The sequence below is a fragment of the Mucilaginibacter gossypii genome (genome assembly GCF_900100945.1).
GTDB lineage: Bacteria > Bacteroidota > Bacteroidia > Sphingobacteriales > Sphingobacteriaceae > Mucilaginibacter > Mucilaginibacter gossypii.
In genome coordinates this window covers 146,810-173,434 of the sequence record NZ_FNCG01000017.1, presented here as the reverse complement: position 1 = coordinate 173,434, position 26,625 = coordinate 146,810, and the positions used below count along the sequence as shown (strand labels likewise).

Annotated in this window: 24 protein-coding genes and 1 tRNA gene; 7 read left to right on the top strand and 18 right to left on the bottom strand. The window is 43.2% G+C overall.

Features of this window, described 5'->3' with window-relative positions; translation table 11 throughout:
* A partial coding sequence (locus BLS28_RS24980) for an IS1595 family transposase (protein ID WP_143020863.1) occupies positions 1-318 on the top strand: 318 nt, incomplete at its 5' end.
* Between the two features lie 213 nt (positions 319-531).
* On the opposite strand, the gene BLS28_RS24975 is transcribed toward BLS28_RS24980, so the two are convergent.
* From BLS28_RS24975 to ilvD, 14 genes are all read right to left on the bottom strand, one after another.
* Positions 532-1,371 carry a DUF2911 domain-containing protein gene (locus tag BLS28_RS24975; RefSeq protein ID WP_091174089.1) on the bottom strand — a complete coding sequence of 280 codons (840 nt, stop codon included), beginning with the start codon at positions 1,369-1,371 and terminating at the stop codon, positions 532-534.
* Between the two features lie 54 nt (positions 1,372-1,425).
* Positions 1,426-2,448 carry a proline iminopeptidase-family hydrolase gene (locus tag BLS28_RS24970; RefSeq protein ID WP_091174087.1) on the bottom strand — a complete coding sequence of 341 codons (1,023 nt, stop codon included), beginning with the start codon at positions 2,446-2,448 and terminating at the stop codon, positions 1,426-1,428.
* A gap of 140 nt (positions 2,449-2,588) precedes the next feature.
* Positions 2,589-3,839 (bottom strand): threonine ammonia-lyase IlvA, encoded by a 1,251-nt coding sequence (gene ilvA / locus BLS28_RS24965; RefSeq protein WP_091174084.1) that lies wholly within the window; start codon positions 3,837-3,839, stop codon positions 2,589-2,591.
* A gap of 2 nt (positions 3,840-3,841) precedes the next feature.
* Positions 3,842-5,008, bottom strand: a complete 1,167-nt coding sequence (locus BLS28_RS24960) for a 2-isopropylmalate synthase (RefSeq protein ID WP_091174080.1) — start codon at positions 5,006-5,008, stop codon at positions 3,842-3,844.
* A 207-nt stretch (positions 5,009-5,215) separates the two neighbouring features.
* Positions 5,216-5,971 (bottom strand): class I SAM-dependent methyltransferase, encoded by a 756-nt coding sequence (locus BLS28_RS24955; protein ID WP_091174076.1) that lies wholly within the window; start codon positions 5,969-5,971, stop codon positions 5,216-5,218.
* Positions 5,972-6,102: 131 nt separating this feature from the next.
* Complete coding sequence (gene leuB, locus BLS28_RS24950; protein ID WP_091174124.1) at positions 6,103-7,173, bottom strand: 3-isopropylmalate dehydrogenase; 1,071 nt, start codon at positions 7,171-7,173, stop codon at positions 6,103-6,105.
* Positions 7,174-7,232: 59 nt separating this feature from the next.
* Positions 7,233-8,030 carry a methyltransferase domain-containing protein gene (locus BLS28_RS24945; protein ID WP_091174120.1) on the bottom strand — a complete coding sequence of 266 codons (798 nt, stop codon included), beginning with the start codon at positions 8,028-8,030 and terminating at the stop codon, positions 7,233-7,235.
* A gap of 87 nt (positions 8,031-8,117) precedes the next feature.
* Positions 8,118-8,708: a 3-isopropylmalate dehydratase small subunit gene (gene leuD / locus BLS28_RS24940; RefSeq protein WP_090530089.1), complete on the bottom strand. Its 591-nt coding sequence runs from the start codon at positions 8,706-8,708 to the stop codon at positions 8,118-8,120.
* Between the two features lie 57 nt (positions 8,709-8,765).
* Positions 8,766-9,179 (bottom strand): GxxExxY protein, encoded by a 414-nt coding sequence (locus BLS28_RS24935; protein ID WP_091174072.1) that lies wholly within the window; start codon positions 9,177-9,179, stop codon positions 8,766-8,768.
* A gap of 35 nt (positions 9,180-9,214) precedes the next feature.
* Positions 9,215-10,630: a 3-isopropylmalate dehydratase large subunit gene (leuC, locus tag BLS28_RS24930; protein ID WP_091174069.1), complete on the bottom strand. Its 1,416-nt coding sequence runs from the start codon at positions 10,628-10,630 to the stop codon at positions 9,215-9,217.
* Positions 10,631-10,849: 219 nt separating this feature from the next.
* Positions 10,850-11,908 (bottom strand): ketol-acid reductoisomerase, encoded by a 1,059-nt coding sequence (ilvC, locus tag BLS28_RS24925; protein ID WP_090531289.1) that lies wholly within the window; start codon positions 11,906-11,908, stop codon positions 10,850-10,852.
* A 199-nt stretch (positions 11,909-12,107) separates the two neighbouring features.
* On the bottom strand, positions 12,108-12,710 hold the full coding sequence (ilvN, locus tag BLS28_RS24920; RefSeq protein ID WP_090530083.1) for an acetolactate synthase small subunit: 603 nt from the start codon (positions 12,708-12,710) through the stop codon (positions 12,108-12,110).
* A gap of 21 nt (positions 12,711-12,731) precedes the next feature.
* Positions 12,732-14,468, bottom strand: coding sequence for a biosynthetic-type acetolactate synthase large subunit (gene ilvB / locus BLS28_RS24915; protein ID WP_091174116.1), 1,737 nt, complete (start codon positions 14,466-14,468; stop codon positions 12,732-12,734).
* Positions 14,469-14,610: 142 nt separating this feature from the next.
* Positions 14,611-16,317 carry a dihydroxy-acid dehydratase gene (ilvD, locus tag BLS28_RS24910; protein ID WP_176844560.1) on the bottom strand — a complete coding sequence of 569 codons (1,707 nt, stop codon included), beginning with the start codon at positions 16,315-16,317 and terminating at the stop codon, positions 14,611-14,613.
* Between the two features lie 389 nt (positions 16,318-16,706).
* Between ilvD and BLS28_RS24905 the strand changes: the two genes are divergently transcribed.
* From BLS28_RS24905 to BLS28_RS24895, 3 genes are all read left to right on the top strand, one after another.
* Positions 16,707-17,414: an ankyrin repeat domain-containing protein gene (locus tag BLS28_RS24905; RefSeq protein ID WP_091174065.1), complete on the top strand. Its 708-nt coding sequence runs from the start codon at positions 16,707-16,709 to the stop codon at positions 17,412-17,414.
* Positions 17,368-17,757, top strand: coding sequence for a Fic family protein (locus tag BLS28_RS24900; protein ID WP_256337528.1), 390 nt, complete (start codon positions 17,368-17,370; stop codon positions 17,755-17,757). Before BLS28_RS24905 ends, BLS28_RS24900 begins: the two co-directional genes overlap by 47 nt.
* Positions 17,758-17,901: 144 nt before the next feature.
* A complete protein-coding gene (locus tag BLS28_RS24895) occupies positions 17,902-19,407 on the top strand; it encodes a TlpA family protein disulfide reductase (RefSeq protein ID WP_091174063.1) in 1,506 nt (501 codons plus the stop codon).
* A gap of 222 nt (positions 19,408-19,629) precedes the next feature.
* Here the strand turns inward: BLS28_RS24895 and atpC are convergent, their stop codons facing one another.
* The 4 genes from atpC to BLS28_RS24875 form a co-directional block, all read right to left on the bottom strand.
* A complete protein-coding gene (gene atpC, locus BLS28_RS24890) occupies positions 19,630-19,881 on the bottom strand; it encodes an ATP synthase F1 subunit epsilon (protein ID WP_091174059.1) in 252 nt (83 codons plus the stop codon).
* A gap of 82 nt (positions 19,882-19,963) precedes the next feature.
* Positions 19,964-21,469 (bottom strand): F0F1 ATP synthase subunit beta, encoded by a 1,506-nt coding sequence (atpD, locus tag BLS28_RS24885; protein ID WP_090530069.1) that lies wholly within the window; start codon positions 21,467-21,469, stop codon positions 19,964-19,966.
* Between the two features lie 174 nt (positions 21,470-21,643).
* Complete coding sequence (locus BLS28_RS24880) at positions 21,644-22,630, bottom strand: NAD(P)H-quinone oxidoreductase (protein WP_091174056.1); 987 nt, start codon at positions 22,628-22,630, stop codon at positions 21,644-21,646.
* A gap of 121 nt (positions 22,631-22,751) precedes the next feature.
* Entirely contained in the window at positions 22,752-25,154 is a 2,403-nt protein-coding gene (locus BLS28_RS24875; RefSeq protein WP_091174054.1) for an ABC transporter permease, read from the bottom strand.
* Between the two features lie 175 nt (positions 25,155-25,329).
* Between BLS28_RS24875 and BLS28_RS24870 the strand changes: the two genes are divergently transcribed.
* The 3 genes from BLS28_RS24870 (at position 25,330) to BLS28_RS24860 (ending at position 26,598) form a co-directional block, all read left to right on the top strand.
* Positions 25,330-25,791: a redoxin domain-containing protein gene (locus BLS28_RS24870; RefSeq protein ID WP_091174051.1), complete on the top strand. Its 462-nt coding sequence runs from the start codon at positions 25,330-25,332 to the stop codon at positions 25,789-25,791.
* Positions 25,792-25,850: 59 nt separating this feature from the next.
* Positions 25,851-25,924: transfer RNA gene (locus BLS28_RS24865), tRNA-Arg, on the top strand.
* A 98-nt stretch (positions 25,925-26,022) separates the two neighbouring features.
* On the top strand, positions 26,023-26,598 hold the full coding sequence (locus BLS28_RS24860) for an adenylate kinase (protein WP_091174048.1): 576 nt from the start codon (positions 26,023-26,025) through the stop codon (positions 26,596-26,598).
* The last annotated feature ends 27 nt before the right edge of the window (positions 26,599-26,625 follow it).

The following is a 26,625-nucleotide window of genomic DNA, read 5'->3' as shown; positions in this document are numbered from 1 at the left end:
CCCATTGTTGAACAATCAGTGAGCACAGATGCTACTATTGTAACGGACGGCTTTGGTGGATATGCCGGTTTAAATAAAATATTCCGTGAACATCAGGTATTAAACAAGGAAAAAGAAGAGTATGCCCGGGGAGAGTATCACACCAATACGATTGAGGGCTTTTGGACATTGTTAAAACGGGGGATATATGGTCAATACCATAAAGTATCGCTCAGACATTTGCAATCATACCTGAATGAGTTCACATTTAAATATAACAATAGAGGCAATAACCAGGTGTTTAACTTTTTAATTAACAAAATGGCTACTGCCTCTTGATGGGCTATTACTCTCTTGAGAGGGGGTGCGGAGGAATGAGCGGTAGCAGGGGGGCTGCTGTAGACTTATCAAAGCAGAAACACACCCCTTCGCCCCTCTCAAGAGGGGAATCGCGCAATCCCCAGCTTTTTAGAATCTTACTTCCAAACAAAAACCCTTGCCAATATCACTGGCAAGGGTTTTTTGTTTGGAGATTATATCGAGTTAAAATGATTACTTCTTCGCCTGTGCTATTAGCTCATTATTTAACCGTACGTACTCATCTGTTTTCATATCGGCAGCCATTTTTGCACCTTCCTGGGCTGTAGCTATTGCTGCGGCTTTATCACCTTTTTTCAATAAGATCCGAGCTTTCCATAGTTTAGGCACAAATGGCGGAAAGTTTTTGTCTTTTTCCAGTTCGGTTGCCCAGGCTAAGGCCTTGTCCATATCTTTATTATTGTTATAGTAATAGATCAAAGCTTCATAGTATGGCTTTTTATCTGTATTCATGGCCGAGTCGATCTTGGCCATTACCTTGACATCGATATCGGTGGTCATGTGAATTGTGAAGCCACTGTGCTCCCACATCATCTGTAAATCGCAGGTGGTTGCTGCAACATTGCTGAATGCGAGGGTCATGGTTTCTGTTAAAGCCTTAAGGTGTTCTGTTTTTACTTTGAAACGCAAAAAATCATCAGCTTCCTTATAGTTATAGGCGCCCCATTGCTTTGGTTGTTTGCTGAGGATGATGGTCCACTCGTTTTCGCCGGGGATGCTGAACAGCCCATACTCGCCCGCCGGGATATTGTTGCCTTCCATGCTTACCTCATCGGTAAATTTAATTACCGTGGCCGAATTGGCCCCCGTGCGCCAAACTTTTCCGTAAGGTTCCATACCTCCAAATATTTTACGGCCTCTTACATCCGGACGGGAGTAAACAAGACTGATTTTTCCGAGGCCAAAATCCTGCACAATACTTTGCGTTGAACTGGGTTGCGGCGTTAACTGCGCATAAACATTTACCGCAGTGAAGATCATCGTGGTGATGATACAGGTAAATAACTTTTTCATGATTTACGGTTTTAATGGTGGTGGAATATAAAACGCTGTGTTAGAATTGGTGTGCTACTTTTTATCTGCGGTAAATGTACCCGCGTCAACGTCCTTTAAAAAAGTGATGAGGTTTTTGAAATAATTTTGCTGATCATCATACATGCTCATGTGGCTGCCGTTGGGGCATAAATAGGTGCGGCTGTTGGGTAATAAACGGCCTTCCTTTTTCATGTCTTCGGGGTTCATTTCATCGTGTACGCCGCCTAAAACAAGGGTAGGCGTTTTTATATTCTGCAGTTTGTCCCAAAATTCCCATCCTTTAAAATTGCCGGTTACGTGAAACTCGTCAACACCCTGCATTTGTATGTATATGGTATGATTCGCTTTTTTGAAGGCACGCCATAAAGGTTCGGGCCAATTCTCTAATGGAAGCCTGCAGATCACCTGGGTATATAGCTTATTCATCAGCAAGTCGTTGTATTGAGGCGAGTCGTATTGTTTAAGCCTGTCTAATGAATCAAATACAGTGATATCACGCGGCGTAAAAAACTTCTTCTTCAACTCAGCGGCATAGGCAACATAGCCTTTAATGCCGGCTGTCATGTTTGATAATACCGCCCCTTTAACGTGCGACTGGTATTTGTGCAGGTATTCCATAGCCAGCATACCGCCCCATGAATGTCCGAGTATGTAAAAATTATCAAGCCCTAAGCCCTTGCGCACTTCTTCAACCTCTTCAACATAACGTGGAATGTTCCATAATGAGGTATCGGCAGGCGCATCCGAATTACCACAGCCAAGCTGATCATAATAATAAAACTCAATGCCCTCCTTCGGCAAAAAATCCTCAAAGCATTCCATATAGTCATGTGAAAAACCCGGACCGCCATGCAGCAGTAACACTTTTATTTTACCGTCGCCAACTTTTTTCGTCCATACGTTATATTTACCGGCAACTTTAATGAGCTTATTCCCGCCGGTTTTTATTGCGTAAGGAGTGTTTGATGATTCAGTTGCGGTATCTGCCGCTGGTTTTGACGGATTATTGCATGCGCAAAAGCAGGCAGCAATCAGGATGAAGAATGGTTTTTTCATGTTAGCGATAGGAATGGTGGAGGTGATTATTAGATAAAGATAATAAGAAGCTAACTAAATTAGCTTCATTGGATATACAAAAAAAAGCGTCATTGCCTTGTTAAAGGCAATGACGCTTTTTTTTGAGTATTTATAGTGTATCACACCAAATACTCAAACAGAGTTTGATCTTTATTAAGTTCAATAACATTGAAACGGTGCGCATGCATGCGTTGCAGCAAAGCCGGATAGTCTTCTGCATTTTTTAGCTCGATACCAACCAGTGCAGGGCCGTTTTCTTTTTCATTCTTTTTAATGAATTCGAAACGGGTAATATCATCACCGGGACCTAATACACTGTTCACAAACAGTTTCAATGCCCCCGGACGCTGCGGGAAACGAACAATGAAGTAATGTTTCAGGCCTTCGTACAGTAATGATTTTTCTTTGATCTCCTGCATACGGGCAATATCGTTATTACCACCGCTGATGATACAAACTACCTTTTTGCCTTTGATCTGCTCTTTACAGGCATCAAGTGCGGCTACTGATAACGCTCCTGCGGGTTCAACCACAATAGCATCTTCGTTGTAAAGTTTCAGTATGGTGGTACAAATTTTACCTTCAGGTACCAGCAGCATATCATCCAGGATATCTTTGCAGATATCATAAGTTAATGCGCCAACGCGTTTAACAGCGGCGCCATCAACAAAGCGGTCTATTTCATCTAATGTAATGGGTTTACCATGGTTTATGGCGCCCAGCATTGATGGGGCACCTTCAGGCTCAACGCCTATCAGATGGATGTTTGGAACATTGTTTTTAAGATAAGTACCTGTTCCAGATGCAAAGCCACCACCGCCGATAGGCATAATCGCTACTTCAATATCCGGAAGGTCCTGTAGTATTTCAACGCCTACGGTTCCCTGGCCTTCAATAACGCGGTAGTCATCGAAAGGAGGGATGAAGGTCATCTGGTTTTTTTCGGTGTAGGCGAGGGCCTCAGCCAAGCAATCGTCAAACGTATCACCGGTAAGAACAATCTCTATATTGCCGTTCCCAAACATGGCGGTTTGTTTAACTTTTTGTTTGGGGGTAATTTCGGGCATAAAAATTACGCCTTTGATATTCCTTTTATTGCACGAAAAGGCTACGCCTTGGGCATGGTTGCCCGCGCTGGCGCAAACCACACCGCGGATCAACTCATCATCATTTAACTGACTGATCATGTTGTATGCGCCGCGCAACTTATATGAGCGAACAACCTGCAGGTCTTCGCGTTTTAAATAAACCTCACACTCGTATTTTGCCGAAAGACCGGCGTTATATTGCAGCGGGGTACGTTTCACAACGTCTTTTATCCGCTGGTATGCCGCTTCGAAATTAAGCTGGCTTTTTGTATCAGTTTCCATTGTTAATTTTTTACCAGTCGGTGCGCCATAAGGCTTTGCAAATCCTGGTCATTTATGTCAAGCTTGCTATCGGCAAGCGTTAAAAAGTTATTGTAAACAAAAGCAAGTTCTTCCTTATCCAGCGTATATCCTAAACGCTCCAGATGGAATTTCAGAGCATGCCTGCCGCTGCGCGCGGTTAGCACTATTGTGGCGCTCGGAAAGCCTACATCTTCAGGGCGAATGATTTCATAGTTTTCGCGCATTTTCAGGAAGCCGTCCTGGTGAATACCCGAGCTGTGCGCAAAGGCATTTGCACCTACAATAGCTTTATTAGGCTGTACCGGCATCCGCATTTGTGTGCGGATCATCTGGCTCAATTCATAGAATCGTTTAGAGTCAATATTGGTATGTAGGCCCAGGGTGTGATGCGTTTTGAGGATCATCACCACTTCTTCGATAGAAGTATTACCGGCACGTTCGCCGATACCGTTGATGGTACCCTCAATTTGGCGCGCGCCATTTTGCAAACCAGCTATTGAGTTGGCTGTAGCCAAACCAAGGTCGTTATGGCAATGTACAGAGATGATAGCTTTATCAATGTTTTTAACGTTCTCTTTCAAAAACTTGATTTTGCTGCCGTATTGATCTGGCAGGCAGTAACCATTTGTATCTGGAATATTTACTACTGTAGCACCGGCGGCGATAACAGCTTCAACCATTTGGGCCAGGTAAACCACATCGGCCCTGCCGGCATCTTCGGCGTAAAACTCAATGTCCTCGACAGATTTTTTGGCATATTTAACGGCTTCAACAGCGCGCTCCAAAATCTCTTCGCGGGTGCTGTTGAATTTATGTTTGATATGCATGTCAGACGAACCGATACCGGTATGGATGCGCGGACGTTTGGCATATTGCAGAGATGCTACAGCAGCGTCAATATCACCTTTGTTGGCACGCGTAAGCGCACAAACGGTAGGTTCTTTAACAGCTTTTGAAATTTCAACAACGCTTTGGAAGTCGCCCGGGCTTGAAACCGGGAAACCTGCTTCAATAATATCCACGCCCAGTAGTTCCAGTTCCTTAGCTATCTCAATCTTTTCGGGGGTTGTTAACTGGCAACCCGGTACCTGCTCGCCATCGCGGAGCGTGGTATCAAAAACATAAACGCGGTTGGGATCGTGTAACATATCTTTTTTAGATTTGAGATGTTAGATATGAGATTTGAGACTCATGCCTAATCATCTATATTGTTATTTTTTGTTTCTTTTATTTTTTGTTAGAGGTATAATTTGAGATATAAAGAAATCTCATATCTCACGTCTCATATCTCTTTGAAGAAGCGAGTATTCAAGTTAGAGAAAAAAATCTCATATCTCAAATCTCACGTCTCATATCTATTTTTTAATGGCAATAAATCTTAACCTTTTATAATCGGCATACCATTGGCCGTTATCGTTATAAAAGGGTTCAAGCTTTTTAATGATCTCAGCCAGGATTTGTTCTTTCTCATCCTCGGGAATGCCTTCTAAAAACTGTGCGCCAAACATGGTAATCCATTTGGCTACGCCCTGATCGCCATCCTGCAGCGGGGTTTTACGATCATAATGAATCATGTAGGTAACCCTGAAACCATGCTCTTCCAGTTTGGTAGCATATTCGCCAACCGAAGGGAAATACCATACTTTGGTATCAGCTTTTTCATTGTAACCATGATTATGCAGTACCAGTTTGGTAGCCTCAATCAAACGTTCAACATTGCCCTGTCCGCCCATTTCAGCAACAAACCGGCCTCCTTTTTTAAGGCTGTTGGCTACGCTGTGAATAGCACCGTTGGCATCAAGCACCCAATGCAGGGCGGCGTTCGAAAATATGGCGTCATATTTTTCCGTGGTGTGAAAATCAGCTGCATTCTCTACCGCGAAATCAACATCAGGATAAAGCTGTTTAGCCTGGGCTATCATTTCGGGCGAATAATCGGTGCCTTTTACGATGGCACCTTTATCCTGTATTAGTTTAGTTAAATGGCCTGTGCCGCAACCCAGGTCAAGGATGCGTTCACCAGGTTTCACATCCAAAAACTCAAGCACATCTTCTCCGTATTTAAATACGAAGGCATGCTTTTGGTCGTATAAATCAGCGTTCCATTTCATGTTATTCCTTTTTTGTGATTTCACTGATTAAGGTGATTTCACAGATTTTGTTTTTTTGCCGAGATTACAAGGGGAATGGTGATTCTATCAATACATTGCCTAATCTCCAAGCTCCGGTCTCTAATCTCTACCTACAAATATTCCAGCACTTTTTGGCCCATTGCCGTAGTGCCTAAAATTTTCACTTTATCAGTATTGGCATCAGCAATATCGCCGGTGCGGTAACCGTCTTTCAGAGTTTTATCAATTGCGTCTGTTATCTTTTTAGCTTCATCTTTTAAGCCGAAACTAATTTCAAGCATTAAAGCTACTGATAATATCGATGCCAGTGGGTTTGCTTTATCCTGACCGGCAATATCATGTGCCGAACCGTGGATAGGCTCAAAAAATCCCGTACCATCACCTACAGAAGCTGAAGCCAGCATACCCATCGAACCTGCAATTTGCGATGCTTCGTCAGTAAGGATATCACCGAATAAGTTGGCGGTTAATACCACATCAAACTTTTTAGGGTTTTTAACTAATTGCATAGCCGCGTTGTCAATGAACATGTGCTCGGTTTCAACGTCAGGGTATTGTTTGGCAATTTCCTGTACCACCTCGCGCCATAGGCGTGAAGCCTCCAGTACATTTGCTTTATCAACGGAGCATAACCTTTTACCACGTACACGGGCTGCCTCGTATGCTTTAATAGCGATACGCTCAACTTCGTAGCGTGAATAGATCATCAGGTCAGAAGCCGTGTTACGGTCTTCACTGCGTTTTTTCTCACCAAAATAAACGTCGCCGGTCAGCTCGCGGAAGAAAAGGATATCAGTACCTTTCAATATTTCAGGTTTCAGGCTCGATGCATCCAAAAGCTCATCAAACAGCATAATAGGGCGCAGGTTAGCGTATAAACCAAGCTCCTTACGGATTTTTAATAATCCCTGCTCCGGACGCACTTTGGCCGACGGATCATTATCATATTTGATGTGACCGATAGCACCAAACAGGATAGCATCGCTTGCTTTAGCTTTAGCCAGTGTTTCATCAGGCAGTGGATTACCGGTTGCCTCGATACCCGCATGACCCATCAGGGCTTCGTCGAACGTAAATTCGTGGCCAAAATCCTGACCGATTTTTTCTAAAACTGCTTTACCCCAGGTGGTAACCTCCGGGCCTATCCCGTCGCCGGGTATTACTAATATGTGTTTTTTAATTCCCATAACCCTAATCTCTGCCTGAGGCAGCGGTTTTTTGTTTTTATAGATGTTTTATTTTATTCGGGTTTTACGCCGCGTACTTCTTTTAGTTTCATCGCCATTTGCTCGGCTTCATTTTCTACCCAGTTGGTGTACTCATCAATAGCCAGCAGGCGCGATTCATCATCAATATAGCCTTCCTCAACCATTTGCTTTGATTGTGCCACTTTTGCCCAGATGCCTGCTTTGTTTTCAAAGTTGTACTCGCCTTTTTGGTAAACCTCGTCGGCGTTAAATACCTCGATATTGATAAAACCTGCTTCCTGCAAATATTCGGGCAAGTCTTCGGCAATATGGTTATTCATGCCGGCATCGCCTCTCCACCTTAAAAAGGTAGCATAAAAGCGTTGCATGCTTGCCGGTGGCTGCGGTTGCCATTGTAAAGCCTCGTGGTTATAATCCAAAATGGATACCGTACCACCAGGTTTTAACAACGAATACATTTTTTTCAAAGCCTCAACTGGATTGCTCAGCCATTGTAAAACGCGGGCCGATACAATAAGATCGTACTGTTCTTCCGGCTCAAAGCTGAACAGATCGGTATAAATGAGCTCCATATTTTGAACCGAAGCGTAAGTTTCCATACCGCTCTGGATAAAATACTCGGTATTATCAATGCCCGTAACATGACCGCTTTCACCAACCAATGCGGCAATATCCTTAGAGATAGCGCCGGTACCACAACCCACATCCAGCACCTTCAGGCCCGGCCTGAGCAGGGGGGCAAGGGTTGCATAATCGTTCGCTAAACTCCGTTCGTCGAATAATTTGGCGGTACCTTTACCTTCTCGCTGAATATGTTTTTGTTGGTTCATTAGTTCATTTGTTTGTCCATAGCCGATGGTCCATAGTCCATAGCCCACTTAGTTTTAATCTATGGTCCATGGACTATAAACTATGGTCTATCTTGCTAACTCAAACTCCTCAATTTTTCCTTTTTGGCTTAAGATATAGTCGATATCATCGTAGCCGTTTATAAGGCAAGCTTTTTTGTAAGGATTGATCTCGAAGCTTTCTTTTTCGCCGGTTGATGAGATGGTGATAGTCTGGCTTTCCAGGTCGATCTCTACTTCAGCTTTGTGATCGGCATAAACGGCATCGAAGATTTTTTTCAGAAAATCATCGCTTACCTGTACCGGTAACAAGCCATTATTAAGGGCGTTGCCTTTAAAAATATCAGCAAAAAAGCTGCTCACTACGGCGTCGAAACCATAGTCAGATATAGCCCAGGCAGCATGCTCACGGCTACTGCCGCAACCAAAGTTTTTGCCTGCTACCAATACCTTACCGCTAAAGGTCGGATGATTAAGTACGAAATCAGCTTTAGGGTTATCGTTCTCATCAAAACGCCAATCGCGGAATAAGTTATTGCCAAAACCATCGCGGGTAGTCGCCTTCAAAAACCTTGCAGGAATGATCTGATCGGTATCGATGTTCTCGATAGGCAAAGGCACCACGCTGGTTTGAATGTGTTTAAATATTTTAGTTGCCATAATTGTCTGAACTCGAATTTTTTGAATTAAGGGAATTTTTCGAATCGAAAAAAATCATTAATTCAGATTTGGGATATATTTTTTATTCAATAATCTTTTAAACTCCATGCTTAAGCTTCCGAAGTTTATGAGTAAACCTGTTTGGATGTTATAAGCTTCGAGGTAATTTATGGCCTGAGCTAAATGAACGTTTTCTAACTGTGCAATAGCCTTCAGTTCAACCATTATTTCGCCTTCGACAAAGAAATCCACTCTCCTTGTTCCGATTTGTTCGTTACGATAAAAGATAGGCATCTCCATTTCCCGGACGAATCTCAGACCTTCCAAACCCATTTCTATTTCTAAGGCTCGTTGATAAATTACTTCCTGGAAACCGTTCCCTAAAGTAGAATGCACACGCATGGCACAGCCAATTATTTTGCTCGTACAATCTTTAAACTCTTCAGGTGTCCGTTTTTTATTAATCTCCATTCTGTTAATTCATTCAATTCCTATAAAATTCGAGTTCAGACCAATTCCTCTTCCTTCAGAAATTCCCTTATATCCGTAACCACACCCGTAATTGCACTCGCAGCCGCGGTAAGCGGGCTTGCAAGGAATGTACGGCTGTTTGGCCCTTGTCTTCCTTCAAAGTTGCGATTTGAGGTTGAGACGCAATATTTACCTGCCGGGATTTTATCCTCGTTCATACCAAGGCATGCGCTGCAGCCTGGTTCGCGAAGCGGGAAGCCTGCGGCATCAAATATTTTGTCCAGTCCTTCGGCAATAGCCTGCTGCTGTACTTGTTTTGAGCCGGGAACTACCCATACAGTAACATTATCGGCTTTGTGTTTGCCTTTTACAAACTCGGCAACCTGGCGTAGGTCTTCAATGCGCGAGTTGGTGCAGCTGCCGATGAAGACGTAATCAATTGGTTTGCCCAATAGCGTTTCATCATCGTGCAGACCCATGTAATCAAGGGCTTTTTTATATGATCCCTGCTCTTTGGCTTCAAATGAAGCAGTTTCAGGAACATGTTGTGTAACACCGATGCCCATACCCGGATTTGTTCCGTAAGTGATCATCGGCTCAATATCTTCAGCTTTAAAGGATAATACCTCATCAAAAGATGCATCAGCATCAGAGTATAAAGTTTTCCAGTAGGCAACTGCTTTGTCCCATTCTTCACCTTTAGGAGCAAATTCACGGCCTTTTACGTAGTTGATGGTGGTTTCGTCGGGAGCAATCAGTCCGCAACGTGCACCCATCTCAATACTCATGTTGCAGATGGTCATGCGGCCTTCCATGCTCAACGAGCGGATGGTATCGCCTGCATATTCAACAGCATAACCGGTACCGCCGGCAGCCGAGATCTGCGCAATGATGTAAAGGATAATATCTTTGGCGCCAACGCCTTTTTGTAGTTTTCCGTTCACTTCAATTTTCATGCGTTTTGGGCGCGACTGGAGTAAACATTGGGTAGCCAACACCTGCTCAACCTGCGAAGTACCTATACCAAAGGCAATAGCACCAAAAGCGCCGTGAGTTGAAGTGTGACTATCGCCGCAAACATAAGTACCACCCGGACGGGTGATGCCCAGCTCGGGGCCTATAACGTGAACGATGCCCTGGTACGGGTGGCCTAAGCCATATAGCTCAACACCAAACTCTTTACAGTTTTTGGTGAGCATATCTACCTGGTAGCGTGAAAGTTCTTCTTTAATGGGTAAGTGCTGATCAATGGTTGGAACGTTGTGATCGGCTGTGGCCACAGTTTGTTTTGGCCTGAAAACGGGCAAGCCTCTCTGACGCAAGCCATCAAATGCCTGCGGACTGGTTACCTCGTGAATGAAATGTGTATCGATATACAAAATATCCGGGAACCCCTCGCTGCTGCTGACGACGTGTGCATCCCAGATCTTATCAAATAATGTTTGTCCCATTTTTATTATTTTTCTTTAGTAACGTCATTGCGAGGAACGAAGCAATCCCCGATTAGCAGATCCGATCTGTTAAGTTTGGGATTATTAATAATTATAATTTGTTTTTTATAGGTATTAATGAGCTCCCTACGGTCGGTTGTCTTCGTGCCTCGCAATGACGTGTTGGTGAGTTTGTTTTAAGGCCTTTCGCCTTTTACCTTTCGGCTTTCACCTAATTTATTACGCTTCTACAACCTGGTTTTCAGGGCGTAAGCTGCGTACGGTTTTGCCTGCTTGCCATAATTCGCTTTCGCGTAATTCTTTCAGTTCGGCATCCAGTTTTTCGCGGTAATCTGGCTGGCTGTTTGAATCGATAGAACGTTGTGACTCTTTGCCTGTAGCAACGCTTTCGTAAAGCTCTTCAAATACTGGTTTAGTAGCGTCACGGAATTTTTTCCACCAGTCAAGCGCACCACGTTGAGCAGTAGTTGAACAGTTGGCGTACATCCAGTCCATACCGTTTTCAGCAACAAGCGGCATTAATGATTGGGTAAGCTCTTCAACAGTTTCGTTAAATGCTTCAGATGGAGAGTGACCATGGCTACGCAATACATCGTACTGAGCAGCAAAGATACCCTGAACGCAACCCATCAAAGTACCACGCTCGCCGGTTAAATCGCTGTATACTTCTTTTTTGAAGTTAGTTTCGAATAAGTAACCGCTACCTACAGCGATACCTAAAGCGATAACACGATCAAAAGCTTTACCGGTAGCATCCTGGAAGATGGCATAGCTTGAGTTTAAGCCACGGCCTTGCAGGAACATACGGCGTAATGAAGTACCTGAACCTTTAGGAGCAACCAGGAACACGTCAACATCAGCAGGAGGTACGATGCCAGTTTGCTCGTTGAAAGTGATACCAAAGCCATGAGAGAAATATAAAGCTTTGCCTGGGGTTAAGTGTTTTTTAACAGTTGGCCATAACGCAATCTGGGCTGCATCGCTCAATAAGTAGCAAATCACAGTTCCCCTTTGCAAGGCTTCTTCAATTTCAAAAAGTGTTTCGCCGGGTACAAAACCATCGCTGATAGCTTTATCCCAAGTTTTAGTGCCTTTACGCTGACCAACAATTACGTTGATACCATTGTCTTTTTGGTTCAGGGCCTGGCCCGGACCTTGTACACCGTAGCCAATTACCGCTACTACTTCATCTTTTAATACTTCCTGAGCTTTTGATAAAGGGAACTCTTCGCGGGTTACTACGTTTTCTTCAGTGCCGCCGAAATTTAGTTTTGCCATTGTTTTTTGATTTTTGTGATTTCACCGAACAGTGGTGATCTCACCGATTTTATTTGTATTGAGTAATTTAAGTTTTTGTTCTCTTATTAATCCCGTCATTGCGAGGTACAAAGTAATCCCCTGTATAGTTTGGGATTGCTTTGTACCTCGCAATGACGTTTTTTTTTAGCTTTCGGCTTTCAGCCTTAAGCTTTGTGCTCTACATCGTAAACACCTTCTCGCCCTGGTTAAGGTATTCATTTTCGATTACCTCTTCACCTGGTTCAAGCCTTTCAAATTCGCGCAGTTTGCTGTTAAAGCCTTCGCTATCTTTAATGATAGCAACACGGGCGCTGCGTACAAACTCAATCAGGCCGTAAGGTTGTAGTATGTTGATCAGGTTATCGGTTTCCTCGCGGTGACCGGTGGTTTCAAACACGGTGTAGTCCTTACGGATCACTACCGCGCGAGCACCGTTTTCGCGTAGTAAACGCTCAACGCTAACCTTTTCGGCAATTACATCGGTTGATACCTTATATAACGCTAATTCCTGCCAAATCACATCTTCGTTGGTGTGATAATATGCTTTTAACACCTCAACCTGTTTTTCTATCTGGCGGGTAAGCTTACGTACTACCTCTTCATATTCGTTAATTACAATATTGAAACGGTGAATACTTTCAATCTCCGACGGAGAAGTATTCAGGCTGTCGATATTGATTTTACGGCGTGTAAATATAATAGCTATCCTGCTTAATAAACCAATTTGGTTTTCGGTATATATGGTGATGTTAAATTCCTGTTTTTTTTCTGCTTCGCTCATGATTCTGTTTTTTTAGAGGGCTTACTTTAACCTGATCTCGCTTACGCTGCATCCTTGTGGTACCATCGGGAATACGTTATTCTCTTTGGTAACCATTATTTCTAAAAGGAATGATCCCGGTGCGGTTAGCATTTCATTTAATGCTGCAGTCAAATCTGCACGGTCATCAACTAATTTGCCCGGTATGCGGTATGCTGCGGCTAACGCCACAAAATCCGGACTTTGAATATCAACAAATGAGTAACGGCGCTGATTAAATAATTCCTGCCATTGTCTTACCATGCCCAGAAAGCGGTTATTAAGGATGATAATTTTTACATCGATACCGCTTTGCATAATAGTACCCAATTCCTGGCAGGTCATCTGGAAACCTCCATCGCCAATAATAGCTACTACAGTACGATCCTGAGCGCCAAATTTAGCGCCTATAGCAGCAGGCAATGCAAAACCCATGGTTCCTAAACCACCGCTGGTTACGTTGCTGCGGGTATTGTTAAACTTAGCGTAGCGACATGCTACCATTTGGTGCTGACCTACGTCGGTAACGATAACTGCCTCGCCTTTGGTAATCTCGTTAAGCTGTTTGATTACCTCGCCCATAGTCATTTCAGGCGTAGTTGGATTAAGTTCGTTATGGATAACGGCCTCAACTTCCTGGCGGGTGTAATCATTGAATTTAGCTAACCATTCTGTATGTTCTTTCTTTTCGATGGCCTTGGTCAGCAATGGAAGTGTTTCCTTGCAATCGCCCCAAACCGGTACGGTTGATTTTACGTTTTTGTCGATCTCGGCAGGGTCAATATCTAAGTGAACAACTTTTGCTTGTTTAGCATATTTATCCAGGCGACCGGTTACACGGTCGTCAAAACGCATACCTATCGCGATCAATACATCGCACTCGTTAGTTAAAACGTTAGGGCCGTAGTTGCCATGCATGCCCAGCATACCTACATTTAACGGATGGTCTGAAGGGATAGCGCCTGCACCAAGTACTGTCCAGGCAGCAGGGATACCACTTTTTTCAACAAAGGCTTTAAACTCCTGCTCAGCACCGCCCAAAATAACACCCTGACCAAACAGGATGAATGGTTTTTTAGCACTGTTGATCAACTCAGCAGCCTGCTCAATATATTGCGGACGAACAATTGGTTTCGGCCTGTAGCTGCGGATATGATCGCAAGGTTTGTAGCCTGCAAAGTCAAACAGCTGGATCTGCGCGTTTTTAGTAATGTCAATCAATACCGGACCTGGCCTGCCGCTGCGGGCAATATAAAATGCCTTGGCAATAACTTCCGGGATTTCGGTGGCATCAGTTACCTGGTAGTTCCATTTGGTAACCGGAGTGGTAATGTTGATCACATCAGTTTCCTGGAAGGCATCGGTACCTAAAAGGTGCGCGAAAACCTGACCGGTAATACAAACCAACGGGGTGCTGTCGATCTGGGCATCGGCCAAGCCTGTTACCAGGTTGGTAGCGCCCGGGCCGCTGGTGGCAAATACCACACCCACTTTGCCCGATGTACGTGCATAACCCTGGCCGGCGTGAATGCCGCCCTGTTCGTGGCGTACCAGTATATGGTTCAGTTTATCATTATAATCAAACAAAGCATCATAAATGGGCATGATAGCGCCTCCTGGGTAACCAAAAATGGTATCGGTACCTTCGGCTATCAATGCTTCCAATAATGCTACCGATCCAGAAACGTTTACGGTTTCGGTGGCGGCTGGCGCGGTTAAGGTTTCTTGTGCAGTTTCCATACCTGTATTTTTTATATTCATAGCACTTTTTGGTGCTAAACTGATTTATTCTATCTGTCTCTAATTTGCTAAAATGAACGGGCTTAATTTGTGTTCACTTTATTCATTCATGGCTTTTATAATAAGCCATTTTGTTTATTAATTATTCGTCGGTAACGCAGCCTTCGGCAGCGGTAGTCACGTTTTTAGCGTAACGGTATAACACACCCTTGGTAACCTTCAGCGCCGGTTTTTGCCATGCGGCACGGCGTGCGGCTATTTCTTCTTGCGGTAGCGAAACGTTTATAGTATTGGCAACAGCATCAATATTAATGATATCATCGTCTTTTACCATCGCTATAAACCCGCCATCGTAAGCCTCGGGTGTGATGTGACCGACGACGAAACCATGCGTACCGCCGCTAAAGCGTCCATCTGTAATTAATGCAACTGAACTACCCAAACCGGCACCGAATATGGCTGAGGTTGGTTTTAGCATTTCCGGCATACCCGGCGCGCCTTTAGGGCCCACGTTGCGGATCACCACAACGTCACCTTTTTTAACACGGCCGCTCTGGATACCGGCAATCAGTTCAAACTCGCCGTCAAATACACGGGCAGGACCGGTGAAACGTTCGCCTTCTTTACCTGTAATTTTGGCAACGCTGCCACCTTCGGCAAGGTTTCCGTACAAAATTTGCAGGTGACCGGTAGCTTTAATCGGGTTTTCTTTCGGTTTGATGATCTTTTGAGTCTCAAACTCCAGGGCCGGGATTTCAGTAAGGTTTTCGGCAATGGTTTTACCGGTAACAGTTAGGCAATCACCATGTAACCAGCCCTGCTCTAAACAGTATTTCATTACAGCCGGAACACCGCCAATGTTGTGCAGGTCTTCCATCATGTATTTTCCGCTTGGTTTCATATCGGCCAGTACTGGGATCCGGTTACTTACAGCCTGGAAATCATCCTGGGTTAATTTAACGTCAACGCTTTTTGCCATTGCAATCAGGTGCAATACCGCGTTGGTTGAACCGCCCAGTACCATGATCACAACGATAGCATTTTCAAATGCCTCACGGGTCATGATATCTGATGGTTTAATATCCTTTTCTAACAACACCTTGATAGCTTTACCGGCGGCAAGGCATTCTGCTTTTTTCTCAGCGCTTAGAGCAGGGTTTGATGATGAATACGGTAAACTCATACCCAATGCCTCAATAGCTGCAGCCATCGTGTTAGCTGTATAGATACCACCGCAGGCACCTGCGCTTGGACAGGCGTTTTTAATAACGCCCATAAAATCAACATCATCAATCTGGCCGGCAATCTTTTTACCCAAAGCCTCAAATGCCGATACAATATTCAAATCTTCGCCTTTCCAATGACCCGGTTTAATAGTTCCACCGTAAACCATGATTGAAGGACGATTTAAACGGCCCATAGCCATGATGGAACCTGGCATGTTTTTATCACAACCCGGCAGGGTAATTAAGCCATCATAGTACTGAGCGCCGGTAACAGCCTCAATTGAGTCGGCAATGATATCGCGGCTCACCAATGAGTAACGCATACCTTCAGTACCGTTGCTCATGCCATCGCTTACGCCAATAGTATGGAATATCAGGCCTACCATGTCTTCATCCCAGATACCTTGTTTAACCAGCTTAGCCAGGTCATTGAGGTGCATGTTGCAAGTGTTACCATCGTAACCCATACTGGCCACGCCGACCTGTGCTTTGCGCATATCATCGTCTGTTAAGCCGATCCCGTAAAGCATGGCCTGTGCGGCAGGCTGTGTTGGGTCCTGGGTAAATGTTTTGCTATACTTGTTCAATTCTATAGCGTTGGTGGTATCTGATGATGAACTCATTTTATTAGATATGTAGACAGTTTTAGTATTTAATTTTTGTTGATGATACTGGTTTACTTGGTATCGAAAATCAATATATGTAAGGTAGCCATAGCATCATGCAATAGCAATAGTCATTTCTGATTTTTTAAAATAAGTATTTAATTTTAATTATTTAAAATTTTTAGAATTTAATTTTGTAAAATTTGTTTATAAAGATATAAAATATTTTACAAAATAGACCAAAGTTTAAAACGGTATTCGGTATGTTTTTTATGCATGCATAGCAAGTTGTCGATTTTCTGCCTGAAATGGGAGGAAAGATAATTTAACTTTAAAAAAAAGTATCCGGCTGTGCTAATGGAAGTTGATAAATGATTAGTTTCAGGCATTAATATCATATACTTACAATGAACAAAATCCTAATCCTGACATTACTGCTATTTAGCGTAACAAAAAGTTTCTCGCAAGATGCATTTACCGCCATCGAAAACAAAAATTACGATCAGCTTTCCGAATTATTGAAATCACCAAAGAATATAAACATAAGAGGTAAAAATGATATGACACCCTTGCTTAAAGCAGTAGGGCAAAACGATCTTAAAGCTGTAAAGATGTTGGTGGAAGCGGGAGCTGATTTAAGCCTTGTTCCAAAATCAAATTGGACACCCCTGATGGTGGCTTGCCAAAGCGGCAGTACCGAAATGGCCGCCTACCTGATTGAAAAAGGTGCAGATATTAATGCTAAAGACGAGCACAATTGGAACCCCATCATTATAGCATCAAGAAACGGACAGGCAGCAACGGTTGCCTTGCTGTTAACCAAAGGAGTTGATGTAAATTGTAAAGCGGCAGATAAATCTACCCCGTTATTAATAGCCTCTTATAAGGGGCACAATGATGTGATAAAGTTACTGCTTGAAAAAGGTGCCGATCCAAACCCGGTAAATCGGGATAGCGAAACGGCTTTGTTTTTAGCTGCTAAACAGGGCCGGGCCGAAATAGTTAAATTATTGCTACAGCATCATGCCGATAAAACCTTTATTAATAAGGATGGGGTGAGTATTTGCAATGCTGCTAAAAGCAACGGTTACAAAGAAATCTGTGATTTGCTTTAGCGAGGCTTCGTCTGATTTGGTCGAACAAAAACTGGAGTTGCTTTTTAATGATATCGAGCTGTTATTGCAAGCTAAGTTGGCCGTTCCGGAAGCATTCTTTTCTGCCTCAATGATCCACTTGATGTTTGTGAAGATCAATCCTTTTGAAGATGGCAATGGACGTACTGCACGCCTGTTTGAAAAATGGTTCATATCCGAAAGCTCGGTCTTAAAGCCTGGTTCCTGCAAGCGGAAAAATATCACTATGACCATCAATAACATCAGGCTGCTGGGACTGGAATATGAGTTGCTGGATTATTCTGCGGCTCTGCCTTTTTTGCTGATGTTGCCTCAATCTCTTTAAATAGTTCAGTACCCATTATTCTGCACATTTGCACCCCGTAAAATGGTAAGTATGAATCCTAAGTTGTAGAATTAAAAATAAAAGTTGATTTATTCGAATAGTTTATTTCTTTATATTTGACATAATCTAACCCTGTCACCCTGAATGAAAAACCTAACCTGTATAATTCTACTGCTCTTAGTAGCAACGGCAAATGCCCAGATAAAAAAGAAACCTGTTAAAGCTGTTGCTGAAAATAAGCCGCTAATTGTCTCAACTCCAAAAGCCACGGCTGTAATTAAAGGGAACGTCAAAAACTTTACTGATAAATATTGGGAGATGGCTGTAACCGGCGATTTAACTAATTACTCATTAACGATACCTGTTGATAAGGACGGCAATTTCAATACAGCTATAAATATTGACGGAGATACCGAAGATATCTATCTGTACCTCAATGACGATGCTATCACCGTTTGCGCCCAAAGGAACGATACCCTGGTACTTAGTTGGGATAATAAGGACTTTAAAAACACATTCCGCATCACCTCTCCTTTCCAGCATACAAACGAGCGGTTGCAAACCATGATGCTGATGTATAATCTCTACCGTAAAGAGTCGATGGATTTGGGACAGTCCTTATATGATAATAAACTCACCGATTCCGCAAAGTTTGAGAAGATCAATAAGTTATATAATAAAGTGATGATGACAGCCGCGGTGCATCTTGATTATCCCGAAAGTCAGAAGTTAATTACTGATGTTTATTATCAGTACGTTGGTTTTTTGAATAGCCATCACTTGTTATCTAAATATGAGTTGCATATAAACGACACCTCTGCTACAGGAAAAGCGCTCAATCAGCAATTTCCTGCCGGAGCATATCACGCCCAATCAGAGTTTTCTTTTAAAAACAGCAATAGCTACAAAGAATTTATTTTTAACTACGTCCGATTTTATAAGGGACTGAATAATACAACTATAATAGGATCGGATTGGGATAAGAAATTAACGCCCTTTACTCCTGCGTGGGATGAATATTATCTGGGGCTAGCCAATCTCCATTTAATTGAGTTCCGTGACTGGTTTATAACGAAAGCCATAGAGATGGATTTTGGTTACTATTCGTTTGACGATGCTGAGAACATCTACAAGGATTTTAAAACTAAGGTTAAAACGCCAAGATATGCAGATACTCTTGCGCAATTTTATGCAACAGTACGGCAATTAAAACCCGGTAATCTGGCGCCTGAATTTAGTTTGAAGAATGATAAGGGTGAGGTGGTGTCCTTGAAAAGCTTCCGGGGAAAAGTAGTGTATATCGATTTTTGGGGCGTAGGATGCGGCCCTTGCGTTTACGAAATAAAGAACACGACTGCAGCTTTGCACGAGCGGTATAAAGATAAGAATGTAGTGTTCCTCAACATCTGTGTTGATTCGGACGAGAAAGCGTGGAAAAGTAGTTTGGCCTCATTAAATATAAGTGGTGTCAACCTCATTGCAGAGGGCTGGACAAGAAACCCGGTATGTCAAAAATATAACGTAACAGGTATCCCTCATTATATTACAATCGGAACCGATGGCAAGATTGTAAATAATAACAGCGAAAGGCCATCATCCGGGTATACACTTACAGCAGAGCTTGACAAGGCTTTGAAACAAGCGCATTAACCAGAAAGGTTATGATTGATAAAAATATAGGTCATTATTGATTGTAAGGTATGAAGCAATCCCCAGGGCAATTACAGGGTAGTTTGTTTGCATGGGCCGCTCTGCTAATAGGAGATTGCTTCGTACTTTACAAAAATGGCGTTTACGTATCCTCCCCAAAAAAGGGTACAAAAAAGCCCGGATAAAAGCTTATCCGGGCTTTATAAATTTATAAAGTAGCGCCTATTTGTGCTGAATACCTTCAGCTAAAACAGTTACTTTATTGTTTAATGCTTCAACAACACCGCCTTTAATAAAAAACACTTCTTCTTTAGCTGCACCACCGCGTACGGTAAGTTTGCCATCCTGAAGGGTGGAAATGATTGGGGCGTGGTTGTTCAGTATTTCAAATAATCCCAAAGCACCAGGTAAGGTTACTGAGGTGGCCTCGCCTTCGTAAACTTTTTTATCGGGAGTAAGAATTTCTAATGTCATGCTTTTTGAGATTCAAGATTTAAGAATCAAGAGCCAGGCTTTTCCTGTTCTTGATTCTTGAGTCTTATTTTCTTGCTTCTTATTAAGAGTTAGCTTCAGCCAACAGCTTTTTGCCTTTTTCAATAGCATCTTCAATGCTGCCAACTAAGTTGAAAGCTGCTTCAGGATACTCGTCAACTTCACCGTCCATGATCATGTTGAAACCTTTGATGGTATCTTTAATGTCAACCAGTACACCTTTTAAGCCGGTGAACTGCTCAGCAACGTGGAATGGTTGTGACAAGAAACGCTGAACACGACGAGCGCGTGATACAACTAACTTATCTTCTTCAGAAAGCTCGTCCATACCAAGGATGGCGATGATATCCTGAAGCTCTTTGTAGCGTTGTAAAGTCTCTTTAACGCGTTGAGCTGTATTGTAGTGCTCGTCACCTAAAACAGCTGGGCTAAGGATACGTGAGGTTGAATCCAATGGATCCACTGCAGGATAAATACCAAGCTCGGCAATTTTACGTGAAAGTACGGTAGTAGCATCCAAGTGGGCGAAGGTTGTAGCCGGCGCAGGGTCGGTCAAGTCATCCGCAGGTACGTAAACGGCCTGTACTGAAGTGATCGAACCACGTTTGGTTGAAGTGATACGCTCCTGCATGGTACCCATCTCAGTTGCCAGCGTTGGCTGGTAACCTACTGCTGATGGCATGCGACCTAAAAGCGCTGATACTTCTGAACCTGCCTGTGTAAAACGGAAGATGTTATCGATAAAGAAAAGGATATCACGGCCTTTACCATCTTCATCACCGTCACGGAAGTACTCGGCAATTGTTAAGCCTGAAAGGGCCACACGTGCACGTGCACCCGGCGGCTCGTTCATTTGACCGAATACGAATGTTGCTTTTGAATCTTTCATGGCTTCGGTATCAACTTTAGTTAAGTCCCAACCGCCTTCTTCCATTGAATGCATGAAAGCGTCGCCATATTTTATAATGCCTGATTCAAGCATCTCACGTAAAAGGTCATTACCTTCACGTGTACGCTCACCAACACCGGCAAATACAGATAAACCTGCATAAGCTTTTGCGATGTTGTTGATCAGTTCCTGGATTAATACAGTTTTACCTACACCGGCACCACCAAACAAACCAATTTTACCACCTTTTGCATAAGGCTCTAAAAGGTCGATAACTTTAATACCTGTAAAAAGTACCTCAGTTTCGGTAGATAGGTCTTCAAACCTTGGAGGGGTTGCGTGAATAGGACGACCATTTACTTTGTCAAGATTCGGGATACCGTCGATAGCATCACCTACCACGTTAAATACACGACCTTTGATATTATCGCCTACCGGCATTTTGATAGCAGCTTCGGTATCCAATACCTTCATACCGCGTAACAAGCCGTCGGTCGAGTCCATCGCGATAGCACGTACACGGTCTTCGCCTAAGTGCTGCTGAACCTCTAAAATAACTTTTTGGCCATTGTCTTTCGTGATCTCTAATGCGTCATAAATTTTAGGAAGATGAGCGTCATCAGCGAAACTTACGTCGACTACCGGACCAATGATCCTTGAAATTTTTCCAATGTTTGGCATATATAACCTGGTGTTTTTTAAAAAATGCTTTTACTGAACAGCAACATACATCATTTGTAACAGGAATGTATAAGATGCTATTTCAGAGGCGCAAAGTTAAGATTTCTATCCAATTATTTACATAGTGTTTTAAGATTTTTGAAGGATAATTTCAACATTGATAATTGTTTGCATTTATTGCGCAAAAGTCAAAACAATTTTGCCTGTATGAGTGCTGCTCTCCATTAGTTTATGAGCCTCGGCGGCCTCGCCTGCATCAAAAGTTTTGTACACTATGGGTGTGATTTTTCCTGATGATAACAATGGCCATATTTTTTGTTCGAGGTTTTGGGCTATAGCTGCTTTGAAAGCTGTTTCCCTGCTGCGTAGCATCGATCCGGTAATGATCAGTCTTTTTGCCATTACTTTGCCCAAATCAAGCTGTACTTCGCGGCCATTCATTGCGTTGATCATGACCAGCCGTCCCTCAACAGCCAGCGAATCGATATTGCCAGGCATATAGTTGCCGCCAATCATATCCAGGATCACATTAACGCCTGTACCATCGGTAAGCGATTTGATCGCGTCTTTAAAATCAGTCGTTTTATAGTTGATGGCTTTATCCGCGCCAAGCTGCTCACAGAAACTGCATTTTTCATCAGATCCGGCTGTTACATAAACGGTACTGCCTAAAGCTTTGGCCATTTGAATAGCCGTAACACCAATGCCGCTCGATCCGCCATGTACCAGCAATGATTGGCCGGGTTGTAAATTGCCTCGGTCAAATACATTGCTCCAAACGGTAAAAAAGGTTTCAGGCAGTGATGCAGCTTTAGGGAAGCTTAGATTAGTGGGAATGGGCAGGCATTGGCCCTTGGGCGCTTTACAATATTCAGCATAACCGCCGCCGGCAACCAATGCGCAAACTCTGTCGCCGGGTTTCCAACGGGTAACTTTTTTACCGACTTCAGTAATGATACCGGCCACTTCCAGGCCGGGGATATCCGCCGGCGCACCTGCCGGCGGCGGATAATTGCCCTTGCGCTGAAAAATATCGGGACGGTTGATGCCCGCCGCCATTACCTTTATCAATACTTCGTCATCGGCAATAACCGGCTTGGGCCTTTCGGCAAGCTGCAAAACTTCGGGCCCGCCGGGTTGGGTGATCACTATTGCTTTCATGGATTGTGTAGTTGAAAGCTAAGTTAGTGCTAAAATGTTTGTCCGGAAAGTTTTGCTTCTTCTCTTAAACCGGCGCAAGTAGTATGCGGTTGCCGGCGCGATGTTTACTTATACCTAACCTCTAATCACCAGAACGCAAACTTTTAACCGGGTTGGCCGCCGCGGCCCTGAATGATTGTAAGCTAATAGTAGCTAATGCAATAAATACAGCCCCCGAGCCCGCTAATATCACCACCCACCATTGTATATTTTGGCGATAGGCAAATCCCTGAAGCCACTTATTCATGGTAAGCCAGGCTAATGGAGCGGCTATGGCAAATGATATGATTACCAGTTTAACAAAATCTTTCGACAACATGGTTACAATGGCTGTGATACTTGCGCCAAGCACTTTTCTAATACCAATTTCCCGGTTGCGCTGTTCGGCGGCGTAAGCGGCAAGACCAAGCAAGCCCAGGCAGGCAATGGCTATAGCGAGGCCTGTAAACAGAATAAAAAGCTGCCCCATTCGCTGTTCGGTGCGGTACAATGCGTCGAAATCGGTATCCATAAACGAATAATCAAAGTGTTCATTTGGACCGATGGTTTTCCATGTCTTTTCTATCCGGGTCATTAGAGATGGCAGATTATGCGTATTTACCCGGATACTTAAACGCGCCAGCCAGTCGTTGTCTAAAGTCATGACCAGTGGGGTTACATTATCGCGCAGCGAACTGAAGTTGAAATCTTTTACCACTCCTATTACACGATATTTTTTTAGGTTGGTTGCGGTACCTGTGGTTATTGTTTTGCCAATGGCATCATTACCATAACCGAATACATTTGCGGCTGTTTCATTAATAACCATAGCTGTCGAATCGGTTCTAAACTCCCCGGAAAATCCCCGGCCGGTCTTCATTTGCATCCCCATCGTGTTAATGTAATCTTCATCTATTTTCCAGAACTGGGTTGACTGGCCTTCTTTGCCACCGGGTGACACGTAGTTTAAAACTTTGTTATTGGCGGTAGGCAAAAAGCTGGTAAGAGTGGCATTAACAACGCCGGGTAACTTTTTAATCTCCTGTTTCAGTAGTTCGGGATGCTCAAGTGTGTTTACATTATTGAGGATGAGAACCTGGTTGCGGTTAAAGCCCAGATCCTTATTTTGGATATAATTAAGCTGATTGTAAATAACCAGGGTGTCTATCACTAAAAATATCGAAATAGAAAACTGGAAAACGACCAGGGTGCTCCGGAAAGCCCCGCCTTTAAAGCCGGTTGAAACTTTTCCGTTTAATACATTAATTGGTTGAAATGCCGATAAGAAGAAGGCAGGGTAGGAGCCGGCTAAAAGGCCCACAATAATGACAATGCTTAACAAGGCGGGTAATAGCCAGGTTATGGTTTGCGCATTAATTGCCAGTTGTTTGTTTGATAGGTGATTAAATAAAGGCAGCAAAGCCCAGGCTGACAGTACTGCTATAATGGCTGCTACGAAAGTTACGATCAGGGATTCGGCAAGAAACTGAAAAATGAGGTGACTGCGGGATGAGCCTAATACCTTACGCACACCGACTTCACGGGCGCGGTTGGCTGAACGGGCTGTAGACAGGTTCATGAAATTAATGCAAGCCAGCAGCAGGATGAAAATTGCCGCTGCTGTAAAAATGTAAACATACTGGCCATTGGCGTTGGCACCCAGTTCCATAACCCGGTTTGATTTGAGGTGGACATCAGTTACCTGCATCAGGCTTAGCTTGAAATAATTGCCACCTGCTACGAATTTGCTATAATTCATTGTCCTTGAGCTTTTAAGGCCGTTTTGCATATCGGCATTGAGTTTAGTTTCGAGCCGGCTGATATTTGCGTTAGTTTTAAGCAGCGCATAGGTGGCAAAGGGGGTTAACTGGTTCCATGCGGCGTCATTATTGATTGGATGGTCTCTTGCCAGTAAAAAGTTAGCTCTAAAATGTGATTGAGCGGGCATGTCCTTCATTACTCCTGTTATCTTAAGCGATGTGCCGCTCGTTACTAAAAATAAAGTTTGGCCAACCACACTGATGCGGTTAAAATATTTTTTTGCCATTGATTCAGAAATAACCGCGGTATTGGGTTCTTTTAAAGCCGTTTTTGCATCGCCCGAAAGGAGGGGGAGGGTGAATACATCGAAAATATTGGGTTCACTGTAAAAAGTTGTGCCGTCTTCGCGCACAATTTCATCTCCTTTTTTAAAGCGGATGTTTAGGGCCGGGCTTATACGAACTGCCGTTTCAACTTCAGGAAACTCCGTTTTTAAAACGTTAGCAACCGGAATGGCAGCAGTGGCATATTCAGTAAGTGTGCCGCTATATTTCAGGGCGGTGTTTACCCGGTAGATCCTGTCGTGTTTGATATTATACCTGTCGTAGCTCAGCTCATCAACCACATAAAATGTAATGAGCAGGCAAATGGCCAGCCCTAATGCCAGTCCTAAAATATTAATGAATGTAAAGCCTTTGTTTTTTAATAGACTTCGCAAGGCGGTTTTAAAGTAGTTCCTGATCATAGCATAAAAGGTTTATGCTATAAAGTTAAAACTAAATTTTTAGTTATTTAGGGGTTTTAACTAATTTTTTAGTTTGACGTTTGTTGAATAGTATCTTGAACATCTCAATGTTAAAAAAGGAAGAGGAGTACTTTTACTCGTTTTATTTTTGTTTTTTTGCCTAAAACAAATACGTATGTCATTACAGATTGGCCAGCCCGCCCCTCAGTTCATTTTAATATCATCGGCCTTAAAAACCGTTTCATTAGCCGATTTTAAAGGCCGTAAGGTCGTGATCCACTTTTTCCCTTTAGCGTTTACAGGCGTTTGTACCACGCAGCTTTGCACCATGCGCGATAGCTTTGGATACTATGATGGTTTAAACGCTACTATATTGGGCATTTCTGTTGATTCGCCTTTTACTTTAGCTAAGTTTAAAGAAGAGAACAATTATCAGTTCGATCTGCTTTCTGATTTTAACAAAGAAGTATCTACGGCTTATGGTGCTATTTATGATCAGTTTGTGATGGGGCTTAAGGGTGTTTCAAAGCGTGCCGCCTTTGTAATTGACGAAGAGCAGAATATCATTTATGCGGAGGTGCTTGAAGATGCCGGTCAACTGCCAAATTTTGAGGCTATTGCCGAAATTGTAAAATAATTTGAATAAAAGTTTGCAGCGAAAGTTTAAAAATCTATCTTTGCATTCCATTTCGGAAAGCACTCGTAGCTCAATTGGATAGAGCATCTGACTACGGATCAGAAGGTTAGGGGTTCGACTCCCTTCGAGTGCACAACAAAGCACTGCAGTCCGGAATTTTTCCACCGCTGGTGCAAATTAACTGTAAGCCTTTCTGTTGTATTACCGAAAGGCTTTTAATTTATCAAGAGCATGCTAAATCTGGTTTTGTTTGGCCCTCCCGGAGCCGGGAAAGGTACTCAGTCGAAAAAACTTATTGAGAAATACGATTTGATCCACCTTTCAACCGGAGATTTGTTACGTGGTGAAATTTCACAAGGTACAGCCCTCGGTTTGGAAGCTAAAAAGCTGATGGATGATGGTAAACTGGTTCCTGATGAAGTAGTTATCGGCATGATCAGTAATAAACTTGATGCCAACAAGAAAGCCAAAGGTTTTATTTTCGATGGTTTTCCACGTACAGTTGCACAAGCCGAAGCTTTGGATCAGTTACTCGAATCAAAACAATCGGCAATTTCAGGCATGATCGCCCTTGAAGTTGGCGATGAAGAGCTGGAGCGCCGTTTATTAGAGCGAGGTAAAGAATCTGGAAGACCGGATGATGCCAACCCTGAGGTGATCCGCAAACGAATTAAAGAATACAATGATAAAACTGCTCCTGTAGCGGGTTTTTATCAGCAGCAGGATAAGTTTACAAGCATTAACGGTGTGGGCTCGGTTGATGAGATCTTCGACGCTATTGTTGGTGTAAACGAATCATATAACTAATAGTCCGTCCGAAAGTCTTTAGTCCGG

What these genes read in the sequence shown, in the direction of transcription:
- BLS28_RS24945 (WP_091174120.1), bottom strand. Translation starts at nt 8,030, where the DNA reads ATGAACCAACAAAAACATATTCAGCGAGAAGGTAAAGGTACCGCCAAA.
- BLS28_RS24880 (WP_091174056.1), bottom strand. Translation starts at nt 22,630, where the DNA reads ATGAAAGCAATAGTGATCACCCAACCCGGCGGGCCCGAAGTTTTGCAG.
- ilvB (WP_091174116.1), bottom strand. Translation starts at nt 14,468, where the DNA reads ATGGAAACTGCACAAGAAACCTTAACCGCGCCAGCCGCCACCGAAACC.
- leuD (WP_090530089.1), bottom strand. Translation starts at nt 8,708, where the DNA reads ATGGCAACTAAAATATTTAAACACATTCAAACCAGCGTGGTGCCTTTG.
- atpD (WP_090530069.1), bottom strand. Translation starts at nt 21,469, where the DNA reads ATGCCAAACATTGGAAAAATTTCAAGGATCATTGGTCCGGTAGTCGAC.
- ilvD (WP_176844560.1), bottom strand. Translation starts at nt 16,317, where the DNA reads ATGAGTTCATCATCAGATACCACCAACGCTATAGAATTGAACAAGTAT.
- ilvA (WP_091174084.1), bottom strand. Translation starts at nt 3,839, where the DNA reads ATGGAAACTGATACAAAAAGCCAGCTTAATTTCGAAGCGGCATACCAG.
- leuC (WP_091174069.1), bottom strand. Translation starts at nt 10,630, where the DNA reads ATGGGACAAACATTATTTGATAAGATCTGGGATGCACACGTCGTCAGC.
- BLS28_RS24935 (WP_091174072.1), bottom strand. Translation starts at nt 9,179, where the DNA reads ATGGAGATTAATAAAAAACGGACACCTGAAGAGTTTAAAGATTGTACG.
- BLS28_RS24895 (WP_091174063.1), top strand. Translation starts at nt 17,902, where the DNA reads ATGAAAAACCTAACCTGTATAATTCTACTGCTCTTAGTAGCAACGGCA.
- BLS28_RS24905 (WP_091174065.1), top strand. Translation starts at nt 16,707, where the DNA reads ATGAACAAAATCCTAATCCTGACATTACTGCTATTTAGCGTAACAAAA.
- BLS28_RS24870 (WP_091174051.1), top strand. Translation starts at nt 25,330, where the DNA reads ATGTCATTACAGATTGGCCAGCCCGCCCCTCAGTTCATTTTAATATCA.
- BLS28_RS24900 (WP_256337528.1), top strand. Translation starts at nt 17,368, where the DNA reads ATGCTGCTAAAAGCAACGGTTACAAAGAAATCTGTGATTTGCTTTAGC.
- BLS28_RS24975 (WP_091174089.1), bottom strand. Translation starts at nt 1,371, where the DNA reads ATGAAAAAGTTATTTACCTGTATCATCACCACGATGATCTTCACTGCG.
- BLS28_RS24960 (WP_091174080.1), bottom strand. Translation starts at nt 5,008, where the DNA reads ATGTTACACGATCCCAACCGCGTTTATGTTTTTGATACCACGCTCCGC.
- atpC (WP_091174059.1), bottom strand. Translation starts at nt 19,881, where the DNA reads ATGACATTAGAAATTCTTACTCCCGATAAAAAAGTTTACGAAGGCGAG.
- BLS28_RS24875 (WP_091174054.1), bottom strand. Translation starts at nt 25,154, where the DNA reads ATGATCAGGAACTACTTTAAAACCGCCTTGCGAAGTCTATTAAAAAAC.
- BLS28_RS24955 (WP_091174076.1), bottom strand. Translation starts at nt 5,971, where the DNA reads ATGAAATGGAACGCTGATTTATACGACCAAAAGCATGCCTTCGTATTT.
- BLS28_RS24970 (WP_091174087.1), bottom strand. Translation starts at nt 2,448, where the DNA reads ATGAAAAAACCATTCTTCATCCTGATTGCTGCCTGCTTTTGCGCATGC.
- BLS28_RS24860 (WP_091174048.1), top strand. Translation starts at nt 26,023, where the DNA reads ATGCTAAATCTGGTTTTGTTTGGCCCTCCCGGAGCCGGGAAAGGTACT.
- ilvC (WP_090531289.1), bottom strand. Translation starts at nt 11,908, where the DNA reads ATGGCAAAACTAAATTTCGGCGGCACTGAAGAAAACGTAGTAACCCGC.
- ilvN (WP_090530083.1), bottom strand. Translation starts at nt 12,710, where the DNA reads ATGAGCGAAGCAGAAAAAAAACAGGAATTTAACATCACCATATATACC.